The organism is Streptomyces beihaiensis, assembly GCF_026274175.1.
Classification (GTDB): Bacteria; Actinomycetota; Actinomycetes; order Streptomycetales; family Streptomycetaceae; genus Streptomyces; species Streptomyces beihaiensis.
This window is the reverse complement of record NZ_JAPHNL010000302.1, coordinates 19,890-35,154: the sequence shown is the minus strand read 5'-3', so window position 1 is coordinate 35,154 and position 15,265 is coordinate 19,890. Positions and strand designations below refer to the sequence as shown.

Here is a 15,265-nt window from a genome sequence, read left to right as displayed (position 1 = left end):
CCCCGCCCCTCACCTGTGCCTACGGCCGTGTCATCCCGCCAGGCAGGCCGGGCCGAGCAGCACCTTCAGGTCGCCGAAGAGCGCCGGGTCGGGCTTGACGCGGTGCCGGTCGAGGCGGAGCACGGTGGTCTTGCGGGGTCCCTGGAGCTTGATGCGCACCTCGCTGTCGCCGCGGTGGTGGGAGAGGATCTCGCCGAGGCGGCTGACCATGGGCGGGGTGACCTTCAGGGCGGGGATGGTGAGGATCACCGGGGCGTTGGCGCCCGCGTTGGACAGGTCGGGGACCTGCATCTCCATGGCGACCAGGCGCGGCACGTCCTCGCGCTTGTCGAGGCGGCCCTTGACGAACACGACGGCGTCCTCGACCAGCTGGGTCGAGACGAGCTGGTAGGTGGCCGGGAAGAACATGCACTCGATGGAACCGGCGAGGTCCTCGACGGTGGCGATGGCCCAGGCGTTGCCCTGCTTGGTCATCTTGCGCTGGAGGCCCGAGATGATGCCGCCGACGGTGACGACGGCGCCGTCGGCGAAGTCGCCGCCGGTGAGCTGGCCGATGCCCGCGTCGGCCTTGTCGGACAGGACGTGCTCCAGGCCGAAGAGCGGGTGGTCGGAGACGTACAGGCCGAGCATCTCGCGCTCCTGGGCGAGCAGGTACGTCTTGTCCCACTCGTCGGTGGAGAACTCGACGTCGAGGCCGAAGCCCGGCTCGGAGGAGTCGCCGTCGCCGTCGCCCATGCCGCCGAAGAGGTCGAACTGGCCCTCGGCCTCCTTGCGCTTGACCGCGACCACGTTGTCGATCATCGGTTCGTACTGGGCGGTGAGGCCCTTGCGGGTGTGGCCCATGGTGTCGAACGCGCCCGCCTTGATGAGCGATTCGGTGGTGCGCTTGTTGCAGGCGGCGGCCTCGATCTTGTCCAGGTAGTCGGGGAAGGAGGTGAACTTCCCCTTCGCCTTGCGTGCCCGGATGACCGATTCCACGACGTTGGTGCCCACGTTGCGCACCGCTTCGAGGCCGAAGAGGATCACGTCGTCGCCCTGGGCGGCGAAGTTGTGCACCGACTCGTTGACGTCCGGCGGGAGCACCTTGATCTTCATGCGCCGGCACTCGTTGAGGTAGACGGCCGACTTGTCCTTGTCGTCCTTGACCGAGGTGAGCAGCGCCGCCATGTACTCGGCCGGGTAGTTGGCCTTCAGGTACGCGGTCCAGTAGGTGACCAGGCCGTACGCGGAGGAGTGCGCCTTGTTGAACGCGTAGCCGGCGAAGGGCACCAGGACGTCCCACAGGGCCTGGATCGCCTCGTCGCTGTAGCCGTTCTTGCGGGCGCCCTCCTGGAAGATGGTGAAGTTCTTCGCGAGTTCCTCGGGCTTCTTCTTGCCCATGACGCGGCGGAGGATGTCGGCCTCGCCGAGCGAGTACCCGGCGACGATCTGGGCGGCCTTCTGCACCTGCTCCTGGTACACGATCAGGCCGTAGGTCAGGCCGAGCGTCTCCTTCAGGGGCTCTTCGAGCTCCGGGTGGATCGGGGTGATCTCCTGGCGGCCGTTCTTGCGCTCGGCGTAGTTGATGTGCGAGTTCATGCCCATCGGGCCCGGCCGGTACAGGGCGGAGACGGCGGAGATGTCCTCGAAGTTGTCGGGCTGCATCTGGCGCAGCAGGGAGCGCATCGGGCCGCCGTCGAACTGGAAGACGCCGAGGGTGTCACCGCGGCAGAGCATCTCGAAGGTCTTCGGGTCGTCGAGCGGGACCTCCAGGAGCTCCAGCTTCTTGCCCTTGTTGGCCTCCACCATCTTCACGGCGTCGTCCATGATGGTGAGGTTCCTGAGGCCCAGGAAGTCCATCTTGAGCAGGCCGAGCGACTCGCACTGCGGGTAGTCCCACTGTGTGATGGTCACGCCGTCCGTGTGCCGCACCCAGACCGGCGCGTGGTCGGTGATGGTCTCGCTGGACATGATGACGCCCGCGGCGTGCACGCCCATCTGCCGGACCAGCCCCTCGACGCCCTTGGCGGTGTCGATGACCTTCTTGACGTCCGGCTCGTTCTCGTACATCGCCCGCACCTCGCCCGCCTCCGAGTAGCGGGGGTGCTCGGGGTTGGTGATGCCGTCGAGGTCGATGCCCTTGCCGAGGACGTCGGCGGGCATCGCCTTGGTGATGCGGTCGCCCATCGCGTACGGATAGCCGAGCACGCGCGCGGAGTCCTTGATCGCGTTCTTGGCCTTGATCTTGCCGTACGTGCCGATCATGGCGACCTTGTCCTCGCCGTACTTCTCGGTCACGTACCGGATGACCTCGACGCGCCTGCGCTCGTCGAAGTCGATGTCGACGTCGGGCATGGAGACGCGCTCGGGGTTGAGGAACCGCTCGAAGATCAGGCCGTGCTCGATCGGGTCGAGGTCGGTGATGCCCATGGCGTAGGCGACGATGGAACCGGCCGCCGAGCCTCGGCCGGGGCCGACCGCGATGCCGTTGTTCTTCGCCCACATGATGAAGTCGGCGACCACGAGGAAGTAGCCCGGGAACCCCATCTGGATGATGATGTCCATCTCGTAGTCCGCCTGCTTCTGGCGGTCCTCGGGGACACCCGCGGGGTACCGGCGGTTCATGCCCCGCCGCACTTCCTCCTTGAACCAGGTGATCTCGGTGTAGCCCTCTTCCGGGATCTCGAACTTCGGCATGAGGTCGCGCTTCTCGAACATGCCGGTGGTGTCGATCTGCTCGGCCACCAGGAGGGTGTTGCGGCAGCCCTCCTGCCAGGCGTCCGAGGAGTCGATGGCGTACATCTCGTCCGTGGACTTCAGGTAGTAGCCGGTGCCGTCGAAGCGGAAGCGGTCCGGGTCGGAGAGGTTCTTGCCGGTCTGGATGCACAGCAGCGCGTCATGGGCGCTCGCCTCGTGCGCGTACGTGTAGTGCGAGTCGTTGGTGACCAGCGGCGGGATGCCGAGCTTCTTGCCGATGTCGAGGAGGCCGTCGCGGACGCGGCGCTCGATCTCGATGCCGTGGTCCATCAGCTCCAGGAAGTACCGGTCCTTGCCGAAGATGTCCTGGTAGTCGGAGGCGGCCTTCAGTGCCTCGTCGTACTGGCCCAGGCGCAGCCGGGTCTGCAGCTCGCCGGAGGGGCATCCGGTGGAGGCGATGAGCCCCTCGCTCCACTGCGCGATGGTCTCCTTGTCCATGCGCGGCCACTTCTGCAGCCAGCCCTCCGCGTACGCGTCCGAGGACAGCTTGAACAGGTTGTGCAGGCCCGTCTTGTTCGCCGCCCAGATCGTCTTGTGCGTGTAACCACCCGAACCGGACACGTCGTCCCGCTTCTGGTGCGGCTGGCCCCAGCGGATCTTGCGCTTGTTGCGCCGGGACTCGGGCGCCACGTACGCCTCGATGCCGATGATCGGCGTCACGCCCGCCTTCTTCGCGGAGTGGAAGAAGTCGTACGCCCCGTGCAGGTTGCCGTGGTCGGACATGGCGATGTGGGTCATGCCCATCTCGTTGCACGCCTTGAACATGTCGCTCAGCCGCGCGGCACCGTCCAGCATCGAGTACTGGGTGTGGACGTGCAGGTGCGTGAAGGGCGGCTTTGACACGGTGAGGGCCTCCAATGGCGAACACGAAGGGCAGGGGTGACGCGCAGCGTCTCGTTGAGGGGCGGTGGTCGGGCGACGGGCGGGCGGATCGGGGACAGCTTGGAAGTCTACGACCGGCCACTGACAACAGGCGGGCACTCGGGGGTACGGTCGGGCGTTGGACAGGGCAGAACATCTGTCCGCGCCGTCCCCGCAGGTCAGCACGGCCCCGTGCCGACGGCCCGGGGCGGCGGCCATCTCACCCGAGCACCACCCGTACCAGGAGGCACCCACCGATGTCGGACTCGCAGCCCACCGCTGAACAGCGTGGCGAGCAGATCCTCTCCGTCTTCGGCACCGCGTTCGGCGAACTGCTCGCGGCGGACCCGGCGGCCTTCCGGGTCAAGTTCCGCAAGATGGCGGCCTCGGCCTTCGCCTTCTACCGCGGCACGGCGTGCCTCTTCTACCAGGACATCGCGCGCGAGCAGCACGGCGGCCCCTACCTGGACGACCGCACCAGCCGGGTGTGGATCCACGGCGACCTGCACGCGGAGAACTTCGGCACGTACATGGACGCCACGGGCCGCCTGATCTTCAACGTGAACGACTTCGACGAGGCCTATGTCGGCCCGTTCACCTGGGACCTGAAGCGGTTCGCCGCGTCGGTGGCGCTGATCGGGTACGCCAAGGCGCTCAGCGACGACCAGATCAGCGACCTCGTCCGCGCCTACGCGGGCGCGTACCGCGAGCGCATCCACGCCCTCGCGACGGGTGCCAAGGACGACGAGGTGCCGCCCTTCACCCTGGACACGGCCGACGGCCCGCTGCTCGGAGCGCTGCGGGACGCCCGCGCGCTGACCCGTTTCGGCCTGCTCGACTCCATGACGCAGATCCGCGACGCCGAGCGCCGCTTCGCCCCGGACGGCGGCGCCATCGAGCTGGACGCGGCGACGCGCTACAAGGTGCTCGCGGCGTTCGACGGCTACCTGGAGACGCTGCCGGAGTCCTCACTCGCGCGCCCGGACTCCTACCGGGTCAAGGACGTGGTCGGACGGCGCGGCATCGGGATCGGCTCCGCGGGCCTGCCCTCGTACAACATCCTGCTGGAGGGGAACAGCGACGCGCTGGAGAACGACGTCGTGATCTACATGAAGCAGGCCCAGACGCCGGCCGTCTCCCGGCACGTCACGGACCCGGCGGTGCGCGAGTACTTCCAGCACGAGGGGCACCGCACGGTGATCTCGCAGCGCGCGCTTCAGGCGCACGCCGACCCGTGGCTGGGCTGGACCGAACTGGACGGCGCGGGCCAGCTGGTCGCCGAGGTCTCGCCGTACGCGGTGGACCTGGACTGGTCCGATCTCGACGACATGGAGGAGATCGAGGCGGTCGTCGCCGACCTCGGCCGGGCCACGGCGACGATGCACGCGGCGGCGGACGACCAGTCCGGCGAGTCGCTGGTGCCGTTCTCCACGGAGCGGGCCATCGACGCCGCCATCGCGGCCGACTCCGACGACGGGGAGGGTTTCGCGGACCTTCTGGTCGACTTCGCGCACAGCTACGGCGCACGCGCGCGCGGCGACCACCAGATCTTCGTCGACCTGTTCCGCAACGGCCGCATTCCGGGGCTGTAACACCGGGCCGCCCTCGGGGGACGGTTCACAGCGAGTCATGGCACACTCCTGGGCGATGGACGACATATCCGGGACCCCTCTGAGAGCCGTGCGCGCGGCGCTCTTCACGGCATGCGTCGTGACGATCTCCGCCGCGTCGCACGTGCTGCTGTCCCGGGCCCCGCTGCCGTTGACCACGGTCGGTGCCATCGCGGGCGCCGTCTTCGTGATCGCGTACGCGCTGGCGGGGCGGGAGCGCGGCTTCGGCCGGATCGCCGCCCTCCTCATCCCGCTGGAGCTGACCGCCGACACGGTCTTCACCACCGGCCAGCACGTCTGTTACGGCGAAGGGGGCGGCCCGGTCGCGGGGCCCCTGCGCTCGCTCGGCATCGACGTGCTCTGTTCCGGCTCCTTCGGCGCGCCGCTGGCCCAGGTGACCGGCGGCAGCACGGACCGGGCGGCCGCCGCCCTGGTCGCCCGGACCGACCTGACGACGTGCTGGCTGCTGCTCGGCGCGCACGGGGCGGTCGGGCTGCTCGCGGCCGCGTGGCTGCGGCGCGGCGAGCGGGCGCTGGCCCAGTTGGTGAGCGCGGCGGCCGCGGCCACCTTCCGCCCGCTGCTGACCGCCTTCGCCGCGGTCACGGTCCACCGGAGCCCGGCCCCGGAGCGGCCGCGTCCCGCCCGCGCGCGCGTACCGGTCGCCAGACCGCTGTTCCTCCTCCACTCCGTGGGACGCCGGGGGCCGCCGTGCCCGGCTGCCGCTGCCTGAGCCGTACGACCGCGACGGTCTTCGGCCCGGCACCGCACGCCCGCCCCCTGACCACTCCTGCCACCGGGCAGAACAGCAGACCACGGAGTCACCACATCATGAGCAAGCGCAACAGCCTCCAGGCGAAGACGGCGGCCCGCGAGCGGCTGCGCGCCGAGCGCGAGCGCCAGGCCGCACGGGACAAGAAGAAGCGGCAGGCGCTCGTCGCCGCCGGTGTCGTCGCCGTCCTGGCGATCGCGGGCGGCGTCGGTTACCTCGTCAAGCAGGCCAGCCAGCCGTCGTACTGGCAGGCGGCGAAGGACAAGCCGCTCGTCGCGCCCAAGAACACCACGGGCAAGAACAACACGACGATCATCATGGGCAAGGACTCGGCCAAGAAGACGATCATCGCGTACGAGGACCCGCGCTGCCCGGTCTGCGCCGCCTTCGAGCAGACGGTCGGCCCGCAGGTGCGCAAGGACCTCGACTCGGGCAAGTACAAGATCCAGTACGAGATCGCCAACTTCCTGGACACCAACCTCCAGGGCGAGGGGTCCAAGAACGCGGTGAGCGCGCTGGGCGCCGCGCTGAACGTGTCGAAGCAGGCATTCCTCGACTACAAGGAAGCGCTCTACTCGAAGAAGTGGCACCCCGAGGAGACGACCGACAAGTTCAAGGACGACTCCTACCTCATCAAGGTCGCGAACACCGTCCCCGAGCTGAAGAACAACCAGGGCTTCCAGAAGGACGTCAAGGACGGCACCTTCGACAAGTGGGGGCTTGAGCTGTCGAAGAACTTCTCCGACAACAAGTACGGCGTCACGGGCACGCCGTCCTTCGTCTACAACGGCAAGAAGATCGTCGGCTCGGACGGCAAGAACGCGCCGATGACGGTCACCGACTGGAACACGGCGGTCGACAAGGCGCTCAAGGGCTGACCCGCCGGGCCTGACCCGCGGTTGACGGGCAGGCGAGCTCTTCGGCCCTCGCCTGGGGTTCGCCTGCCCTTGCCCTTGCCCCTGCCCTTGCCGTCAGAGGGTCTCCAGGAAGCCGAGGGCCACCTTCCAGGTGGTCTCGGCGGCCTCGGCGTCGTAGTCGGGCAGGTCGGGGTCGGTGTAGAGGTGTCCGGCGCCCGGGTAGCGGTAGACCTCGACGTCGGCGCCCGCGCGGCCCATCCGCAGGTACCAGGTGTTGAGCCAGTCGTCCGTCTCGAAGGCGTCGGGCGAGGCGACGTGCAGCTGCACCGGCAGCTCGTCGACGGACGCGTTCTCGGCGATGTCGGACGTGCCGTGCAGGAGCAGCAGCCCCTTCGCCTTGTCGTCGCCGAGCGCCAGCGTCTGCGCGGTCGCGGCGCCGAGCGAGAACCCCGCGTACACGAGCCCCCGTTCGGAGTAGGGGGCCGCCGCGAGCACGGCCCGCTTGAGGAGTTCGTCCTTGCCGATCTCGTCCTGGTGCGCCATGCCCTCCTCGACGGTGTCGAAGGTGCGGCCCTCGAACAGATCCGGGGTCCACACCTCGTGCCCGGCGGCACGCAGCCGGTCGGCCGCCGCCTCCACGGCGGGCCGCAGGCCGTACGTCGAATGGAAAAGCATGATGTTCATGGGGCCCATGGTGCCAGGAACCCGGAGGCGGCGGAGCGGGCGATCCCCGTTACCGTCGACCATATGGAGAACGTACTGCGCCCGGTGATCATCGTCGGCGGCTCGGTCGTGCTCACCCTGCTCCTCGGCTGGGCCGTCGACCGGCTGCTGCGGCGCGCCGACCGCCGCCGTCCCGACACCCCGCTGTGGGAGCTGCTGCGCCGCGGCAGAGTGCCGTTCCAGGTCGTGCTCTGCGCCGCCCTGCTGCGCGGCTCGTACGACCGGACGGGCGTCGCCGACACGTACACGGCCGCGATCGGCCGGACGCTCACCCTGGTCCTGATCGCGGCCACCGCCTGGCTCGTCGTGCGGATCGCCGCCGCGATCGTCGAGTCCTCGTACGCGCGGTACGCGGGCTCGCACCGGGACGCCGCGCGGGTACGCCGGGTACGCACCCAGGTCACGCTGATCCAGCGGGTCGTCACGGCGGTCGTGGCCGTGGTGGCGGCGGCCGCGATGCTGCTCACCTTCCCGGCGTTCCGGGCCGCCGGGGCGTCGCTGCTCGCCTCGGCGGGCATCCTCGGCATCGTCGCCGGTGTCGCCGCGCAGTCCACGCTCGGCAACCTCTTCGCCGGGCTGCAGATCGCCTTCGGCGACATGGTGCGGATCGGCGACACCGTGGTGGTGGACGGCGAGTGGGGCAAGGTCGAGGAGATCACCCTGACGTTCCTCGCGGTGCGCACCTGGGACGAGCGGCGCATCACCATGCCGGTGTCGTACTTCACGTCGAAGCCGTTCGAGAACTGGTCGCAGGGCGGCACCCAGATGACCGGCACGGTCTTCTTCCACCTCGACCACAGCGCGCCCGTCTTGGAGATGCGCGAGAAGCTCCACGACATCCTGCGCGAGTGCGCCGCCTGGGACGGGCGCGACTGGGGCCTGGCCGTCACCGACACCACGCCCAGCACCCTCCAGGTCCGCGCCCTGGTCACCGCGAAGGACGCGGACGACGTGTGGACGGTGCGGGTCACCGTCCGCGAGCAGCTGGTGCGCTGGCTGGTCGAACAGCATCCGTACGCGCTGCCGCGGATCAACACGGGGCGGGCCGTGCTCTCCTTGGAGAAGCCGGAGCCGCTGCCGGAGCACGTCCTGGGCCGCGAGGGCCGCGCCCCGCGCACGGGCCGCGGCTGACCGTGCGCCGGGCGTTCAGCGTCCGGGCATCTCCCCGCCGTTGACCTGGATCACCTGCGCGGTGACGTGACCGGCGCCCGGCGAGGCGAGCCACAGCAGCGTGGAGGCCATGTCGCGCAGGGTGCCGGCGCGGCCGGTGAGCGTGGCGCTCACCCGGCGCGCGTACTCCTCGTCGGACATCTCGTAGCCGAAGAACTCGGTGTCCTCGATGTAGCCGGGCGCCACGACGTTCACCGTGATGCCGCGCGGCCCGAGCGCCTTGGCCAGGTCGAAGGCGTACGGGTGCAGGGCCGCCTTCGAGGCCCCGTACGCGCCCGTGCCCGAGCCGCGCAGCGCGGCGATGGACGAGATGAACAGGACCCGGCCGCCGGGCGAGGCGAGCCGGTCGCGCAGCGCCTCGGTGAGCAGGACCGTGGTGAGCGTGTTGATACGGAAGTTGGTGTTCCACCGGTGCGCGACGGCGTCCAGCGGATCGTCGCCCACGTCGTCCTCCGGTTCGCGGCCGCCGTGTCCGCCGGCGCTGTGCACGATCACGTCGACCGCGCCCCTCAGCGCGTCGGCCGCGAACTCGGCGGCGCCGCGCGCCCCCTCGACCGTGCTGAGATCGGCGGCGAAGGTCAGCGCGCCCGGGACACCGGCCCGTTCCAGGACCTCGGCGCGCCGCCCGAGCAGCAGCACCTGATCCCCCTCGGCGGCGAAGGACCGGGCCGCCGCGCGCCCGATGCCCGTGCCGCCCCCTGTGATGATCACGTTTCGTGCCATGGCGGGAGCATATGTACGTGCGCGTGCCGGGCACCACGGGGTTCAGCGCAGGCTGCGAACGTCCAGATGTCTGAGGACCCGGTCGACGACCTCGGGGTCGGCTCCTGGTTCGCTGCGGGCCGCCAGGACCTCGTGGCGGGCCGCCGACATCATCTCGTTCTGGATGCGCCGGATCCGTTTGATCCGCGCGTACCGCTTGGTCTGTGCCTCGCGGCGCTCCTCCGCGCCCATCTCCGGGTTGATGCGCAGGCCGATGTCGTAGGCGCGCCGCAGCATCTGTTCCTGCACCTCCTCCGGCAGCTCCTCGACGTCCTCGATCTCCTTGAGGCGGCGCTTGGCCGCCTTGGCGGCGCGCAGGGCGAGCGTCTTCTCGAACTCCTGCTCCGCCTCGGTGTCGGCGCGCACCTTCAGCCTCTTCACCAGCCAGGGCAGGCTGAGCCCCTGGAGGACGAGGGTGCCCATGATGACGCCGAAGGCGACGAAGACGATCTCGTCGCGGTCCGGGAAGGGCGCGTGGTCGTCCATGGTGAGCGGGACGGCCAGGGCGAGGGCCACGGAGGCCACGCCGCGCATCCCCGACCACCACATGACGACCGTCTCGCGCCAGCTCAGCGGGATGTCCTCGTCGTAGTCGCGGCGCGCGTGCAGCCGTTTGGTCACCCAGGTCATCGGCATCAGCCACAGCAGCCGTACGACGATGACGACGCCGACGACCGCCGCCGCCCAGCCCAGCATCTCGCCCCAGCGTCCCTGAGCGGTCCTGACGACGTTGTGCACTTCGAGGCCGATGAGGCCGAAGGCGACGCCGGTGACGAGTGTGTCGACGACGTCCCAGAAGGCGCGGCCGGTCAGCCGGGTGAGGACGTCGTCCGCGTCGAAGGCGTTCTCCGCGACGAACATGGCGGTGGTCACGACGGCCAGCACGCCCGAACCCTTGAGCTCCTCGGCCAGGACGTAGGCGGCGTACGGCAGGAGCAGGGTCAGGCCGATCTGGAGGGTGGCGTCGCCCAGGTAGCCCATGAGGCGGTTGGCGGCCCAGCCGATGGCGAAACCGACGGCGATGGCGACCACGGCGGAGAGCGCGAGGTCGAGCGCGGCCTTGGGCAGCGAGAAGCTTCCGCTGACGGCGGCGGCGATCGCCACGTGGTAGAGCACGATCGCCGTCACGTCGTTGAAGAGCCCCTCGCCCTCCAGGATCGACACCATGCGGCGGGGCAGCCCGAGCTGTCCTGCGACGGCGGTCGCGGCGACCGGGTCGGGCGGCGCCACGAGCGCGCCGAGCGCGACGGCGGCGGCCAGCGGGAGCCCCGGCACGATCGCGTTGGCGGTGACGGCGACGGCGGCCGTCGTGACGAACACGAGCGCCACGGCGAGCAGGAAGATCGGTCTCTTGTTGGCCTGGAACTGGCGCCAGGAGGTGCGGTGGACGGCCGCGTACAGGAGCGGCGGCAGCACCAGCGGGAGGATCAGGTCCGGCGGGATGTCCACGTTCGGCACGGCGCGGATCAGCGCGAGGCCGATGCCGAGGAGTGTCATCAGGACCGGCGCGGGCAGCCCGAGCCGGTCGCCGACGGGGACGCTCAGCACGGCCCCGAGCAACAACGCGAACAGCAGGGCCAATTGCTCCACGACGGCTCCGACCAGGATCGACGGCCGTGACGTTGATGATCACGGCATTCCGGTCACCAAGGGTGCCACGCCGGACCGACCATCGCGCCAAAGCGTGCTGAAGGGGTGTCAATGGGGCGGCATACCGGCGCAGTTCCCGGCCCGCGGGAGCGGCTGGTCTCCCGGAGCGCCCGGCCTTCCGGAGTGCCCTGGTCCCCCGGAGCGCCCCGGCCCGCGTCCGTCAGCCCAGCTGCTTGCGCATCGCCCGGTGGGGCATGCCCGCGTCGGGGAACTCGGGGCCGTACGCGACATAGCCCAGGCGCTCGTAGAAACCGAGAGCGTGCGTCTGCGCGTGCAGGTCGACCGCGGCCAGCCCCCGCGCGCGTGCCGCCTCCTCGACGGCCCGGACCAGGGCCGCGCCGACGCCGAGGCCGCGCGCGGTCTTCAGGACGGCGAGCCGGCCAAGAGCTCCCACGTCCATCGCGCCGCCGTTCTTCGCCGCGGCCGCCGCGCCGGTCAGAAGCCGTCCGGTGCCCAGCGGCTCGCCGTCCTCCCGCAGGGCCAGTACGTGGACCGCCTCCGTGTCGTACGCGTCGTACTCGAGCTCCTCCGGCACACCCTGCTCGGTGACGAAGACCTGGCGCCGCACGGCGAAGCAAGCCTGCCGGTCGGCGTCGGTGTCGGCCACCCGGACCACGTGGGCGCGGCTCATGAGCTCTCCGCGCGGACCCGGTCGAGCGCCGTCTGCAGGTCGTCGGGGTAGGCGCTCTCGAACTCGACCCACTGCCCGTCCGCCGGGTGCTCGAAGCCGAGCCGCACCGCGTGCAGCCACTGGCGGGCGACGCCGAGGCGCTTGGCGAGCGTCGGGTCGGCGCCGTACGTCAGGTCGCCGACGCACGGGTGGCGGTGCGCCGACATGTGCACGCGGATCTGGTGCGTACGCCCCGTCTCCAGCTTGATGTCGAGCAGCGAGGCCGCGCGGAACGCCTCGATCAGGTCGTAGTGCGTGACGGACGGCTTGCCGTCGGCGGTCACGGCCCACTTGTAGTCGTGGTTCGGGTGGCGGCCGATCGGAGCGTCGATGGTCCCGCTCATCGGGTCGGGGTGGCCCTGCACGAGCGCGTGGTAACGCTTGTCCGGGACGCGCTCCTTGAACTGGCGCTTCAGGGAGGTGTACGCCCGCTCGGACTTGGCGACCACCATCAGGCCCGAGGTGCCCACGTCGAGGCGGTGCACGATGCCCTGACGCTCCGCGGCGCCGGACGTGGAGATCCGGTACCCGGCCGCGGCGAGGCCGCCGATCACCGTGGTGCCGGTCCAGCCGGGGCTCGGGTGGGCCGCGACGCCCACCGGCTTCACGATGACGACGATGTCCTCGTCGTCGTGCACGATCTCCATGCCCTCCACGGGCTCGGCCACGATCTGCACCGGAGCGGGCGCCTGCGGCATCTCCACTTCCAGCCAGGCACCGCCGTGCACCCGCTCGGACTTGCCCACGACCGCCCCGTCCACCGTGACCTTGCCCGCCGCGGCGAGCTCGGCGGCCTTGGTGCGGGAGAAGCCGAACATGCGGGAGATGGCGGCGTCGACGCGCTCGCCCTCCAGGCCGTCGGGTACGGGCAGGTTGCGGATCTCGGGAATCGTGCTCACGCATCGAGTATGCCGGAGGCCGCGGACACCGCCGACCGCCCCCCGCGCCGGGCTCAGTCCTTGTGGACGGTGCCGTCCGGGTCGATCCCCTTGAACGACAGCAGCACGATCAGGACACCGCCGCACACGATCGAGGAGTCGGCCAGGTTGAAGACGGGGTAGTGGGCAGGCGCGATGAAGTCGACGACCGCCCCCTGGAAGACGCCGGGCGCGCGGAAGACCCGGTCGGTGAGATTGCCGAGCGCCCCGCCGAGCAGCAGCCCCAGGGCGATGGCCCAGGGCAGGCTGTACAGCTTCCTGGCCAGCCGGATGATGACGACGATCACCGCCGCCGCGATGGCGGTGAAGATGATGGTGAACGCCTCACCGACGCCCCAGGCCGCGCCGGGGTTGCGGATCACCTCCAGCTGGAGCCAGTCCCCGATGATCTTCACCGGGTCGTGGTGCTCCAGCTTCGCGACCACGAGCAGCTTGCTGCTCAGGTCGAGGGCGTAGGCGAAGACGGCCACGGCGAACAGCACGGCGATGCGCCGCCGCCCCTTGGGCCGCTGCGAGGCCGGGGCCCCGGCCTCGCCGCCTTCGTTCTCCGGCTTCTCCGGCTCGGCTGCCCCCGTCTCAGGGGAATCCGGCGTACCGATGATGCGCTCCGCCTCTGCCACGTGAGTCCCTCGACCTAGGTACCTGTGAGGACGAGAGTACGGCACGCGCGCGTGCCGTCAGGAGCGGCGTTCCTGCTTCTGTTTGCACTCCACGCACAGGGTCGCCCGCGGAAACGCCTGCATCCGGGCCTTTCCGATGGGATTGCCGCAGTTCTCGCAGAGCCCGTAGGTGCCCGCGGCGAGCCGTTCCAGGGCCCGCTCGGTCTGCTCCAGCATCTCCCGGGCGTTGGCGGCCAGGGCCATCTCGTGCTCGCGCGTGATGTTCTTGGTGCCGGTGTCGGCGTCGTCGTCACCCGCCCCGTCGCCCGAGTCCCGCATCAGGCCCGCGAGCCCTTCCTCGGCCGCCGTGATCTCGCTGCCGAGCCGCAGCACCTCGCTCTGCAGCTCCGCGCGCGCCTCCTCGACCTCTTCCGGGGTCCAGGGGTCCTCGCCCGGCCGTACGGCCAGCTCGTCCGGGGCCGCGGCCTCCCGCGCCTTGGGAACCGCGCCGGGCGTGTGTGCCGCCATGGCCGTGCTCGGGGTCTTCTTCGCAACCACGTTCGTGGCTCCCGTCGTCTTCGCGGCCTGGGCCGCGCCTTCGGCCGCCGAGGCGACCGTCTTCTTCGCCGCGCCCTTGCGTCCGGCGGACTTCTCGCCCGCGCTCCCCTTGGTCTTCGCCTCCGCCGCTGCCGCCTTCCTGGCGGCGGCGGTGGTCTTGGAGACCGCCTTCGCCGTGCTCTTGGTGCTGCTCTGCTCTGCGGCCGCCTTCTTGGTGGGGGCCTTCTTGGCAGTGGCCTTCTTGGCAGTGGCCTTCTTGGTGGCCGCCTTCTTGGTGGCGGCCTCCTTGGTGGCCTTCCTGGCGGCGGCCTCCTCGGCGGCGGCCTTGGTGGCGGTCTTCTTTGCCGTGGCCTTCTTGGCGACGGTCTTCTTTGTGGTGGGCTTTTCCCCGTCGGCCTTCTCGGCAGTCGCCTTCTTCCCAGTGGTCTGGCCGGCGGCCGTCTTCTTCGCGACCGTCTTCTTCGCGACCGCCGCCCTCTTCACGGCGGCCTCCTCCGTGGCCGTCTTCGAGGCGGCCGCCTCCTCCGTGGCCGTCTTCGAGGCGGCGGCCTTCTTCGCCGCGCTCTTGGTGGTCGCGGTCGCCGCCTCCTCGGCCCCGGAAGCCTTGCCGCCCGCGCCCTGGACCCGCTTCTTGCCCGCTACGTCCTTCGCTCCCTTGTCCGAGGCCCCGCCGGACGCACGAGCCGCCCCGCCGGAGGCACCCGAGGCCGTCGTTCTGCCGGATGCCGACTGCTGAAGGGCGGTCTTTTTCGCCACCATGGCCGCGGCCCCTTCACACATTGTGATCTTGCTCGCGAATCGTGCTGGGACGATAAATCGACTCCGGGGCCGCGGCAACGGGGCGCGACCCCCCGATCCCACCGGCCCGCGACGGCCTCGCGACGAACCTGCATGCGTTGTGCCCAGCTCCCCGCCTGGTAATCCGCCCGATGCGCGCCCAGCGCCCCCCGCCCCGCGACGAGCCAGGATCCGGCACCGTACGTATCGCCATTCGGGTCACTGTGCGCAGCCGCACCACGCCGGTCGGGCACCGGCGAAAACCGGTCGGCCGAGCCCCTCCGGGCGCCGTACACTGAGCGGAGCGAAAAGCGTGGATGGGGACGAGTAGCGGCGTACGCGGCCGAGAGCGACCCGGGGACGGTGGAAGCCCGGGGGCGAGCGCGACGCGAAGATCACCCCGGAGCCGCCGGAAGAAAGCCGCAGCCAGCAGGCCGTGGCGAGTAGACCCGGCATCGCGACCCCAATGAGGGGGCTCGCCGCAGCGCACACCCGCGCTCGGGGAGCCAAGGAGGGTGGTACCGCGGGAGCGCGCCGCACACGGCGTAAGGCAAGACGAAGGCTCTCGTCCCTCCGACGGAGAGG

Annotated in this window: 12 protein-coding genes; 4 read left to right on the top strand and 8 right to left on the bottom strand. The window is 70.5% G+C overall.

From position 1 onward, the window contains the following. Positions 1 to 30 precede the first annotated feature (30 nt). Entirely contained in the window at positions 31 to 3,579 is a 3,549-nt protein-coding gene (gene dnaE, locus OFY01_RS26425) for a DNA polymerase III subunit alpha (protein ID WP_266603988.1), read from the bottom strand. Positions 3,580 to 3,854: 275 nt separating this feature from the next. Here dnaE and OFY01_RS26420 point away from each other — a divergent pair, with 275 nt between their 5' ends. The 3 genes from OFY01_RS26420 (at position 3,855) to OFY01_RS26410 (ending at position 6,854) form a co-directional block, all read left to right on the top strand. Beyond that, entirely contained in the window at positions 3,855 to 5,189 is a 1,335-nt protein-coding gene (locus OFY01_RS26420) for a DUF2252 domain-containing protein (RefSeq protein WP_266603986.1), read from the top strand. A gap of 55 nt (positions 5,190 to 5,244) precedes the next feature. Beyond that, complete coding sequence (locus OFY01_RS26415) at positions 5,245 to 5,937, top strand: hypothetical protein (RefSeq protein ID WP_266603984.1); 693 nt, start codon at positions 5,245 to 5,247, stop codon at positions 5,935 to 5,937. A gap of 98 nt (positions 5,938 to 6,035) precedes the next feature. Beyond that, positions 6,036 to 6,854 carry a thioredoxin domain-containing protein gene (locus OFY01_RS26410; RefSeq protein WP_266603983.1) on the top strand — a complete coding sequence of 273 codons (819 nt, stop codon included), beginning with the start codon at positions 6,036 to 6,038 and terminating at the stop codon, positions 6,852 to 6,854. A gap of 93 nt (positions 6,855 to 6,947) precedes the next feature. On the opposite strand, the gene OFY01_RS26405 is transcribed toward OFY01_RS26410, so the two are convergent. Next, positions 6,948 to 7,517: a dienelactone hydrolase family protein gene (locus OFY01_RS26405; RefSeq protein WP_266603981.1), complete on the bottom strand. Its 570-nt coding sequence runs from the start codon at positions 7,515 to 7,517 to the stop codon at positions 6,948 to 6,950. A gap of 63 nt (positions 7,518 to 7,580) precedes the next feature. On the opposite strand from OFY01_RS26405, the gene OFY01_RS26400 reads away from it, so the two are divergent. Then, complete coding sequence (locus OFY01_RS26400) at positions 7,581 to 8,687, top strand: mechanosensitive ion channel family protein (protein ID WP_266603979.1); 1,107 nt, start codon at positions 7,581 to 7,583, stop codon at positions 8,685 to 8,687. A 15-nt stretch (positions 8,688 to 8,702) separates the two neighbouring features. On the opposite strand, the gene OFY01_RS26395 is transcribed toward OFY01_RS26400, so the two are convergent. From OFY01_RS26395 to OFY01_RS26370, 6 genes are all read right to left on the bottom strand, one after another. Further along, positions 8,703 to 9,449, bottom strand: a complete 747-nt coding sequence (locus tag OFY01_RS26395; protein WP_266603977.1) for an SDR family NAD(P)-dependent oxidoreductase — start codon at positions 9,447 to 9,449, stop codon at positions 8,703 to 8,705. A 42-nt stretch (positions 9,450 to 9,491) separates the two neighbouring features. Beyond that, positions 9,492 to 11,078 (bottom strand): Na+/H+ antiporter, encoded by a 1,587-nt coding sequence (locus tag OFY01_RS26390; protein WP_266603975.1) that lies wholly within the window; start codon positions 11,076 to 11,078, stop codon positions 9,492 to 9,494. Positions 11,079 to 11,298: 220 nt separating this feature from the next. Next, the gene (locus OFY01_RS26385; protein WP_266603973.1) at positions 11,299 to 11,769 is read right to left on the bottom strand and encodes a GNAT family N-acetyltransferase; all 471 of its coding nucleotides are present in this window, start codon (positions 11,767 to 11,769) and stop codon (positions 11,299 to 11,301) included. Further along, a complete protein-coding gene (locus OFY01_RS26380) occupies positions 11,766 to 12,707 on the bottom strand; it encodes an RluA family pseudouridine synthase (protein ID WP_266603971.1) in 942 nt (313 codons plus the stop codon). Before OFY01_RS26380 ends, OFY01_RS26385 begins: the two co-directional genes overlap by 4 nt. Before the next feature lie 53 nt (positions 12,708 to 12,760). Continuing rightward, entirely contained in the window at positions 12,761 to 13,366 is a 606-nt protein-coding gene (gene lspA, locus OFY01_RS26375) for a signal peptidase II (protein WP_266603969.1), read from the bottom strand. 57 nt (positions 13,367 to 13,423) lie between these two features. Then, positions 13,424 to 14,662: a TraR/DksA family transcriptional regulator gene (locus tag OFY01_RS26370; RefSeq protein ID WP_266603967.1), complete on the bottom strand. Its 1,239-nt coding sequence runs from the start codon at positions 14,660 to 14,662 to the stop codon at positions 13,424 to 13,426. Positions 14,663 to 15,265: the final 603 nt, after the last annotated feature.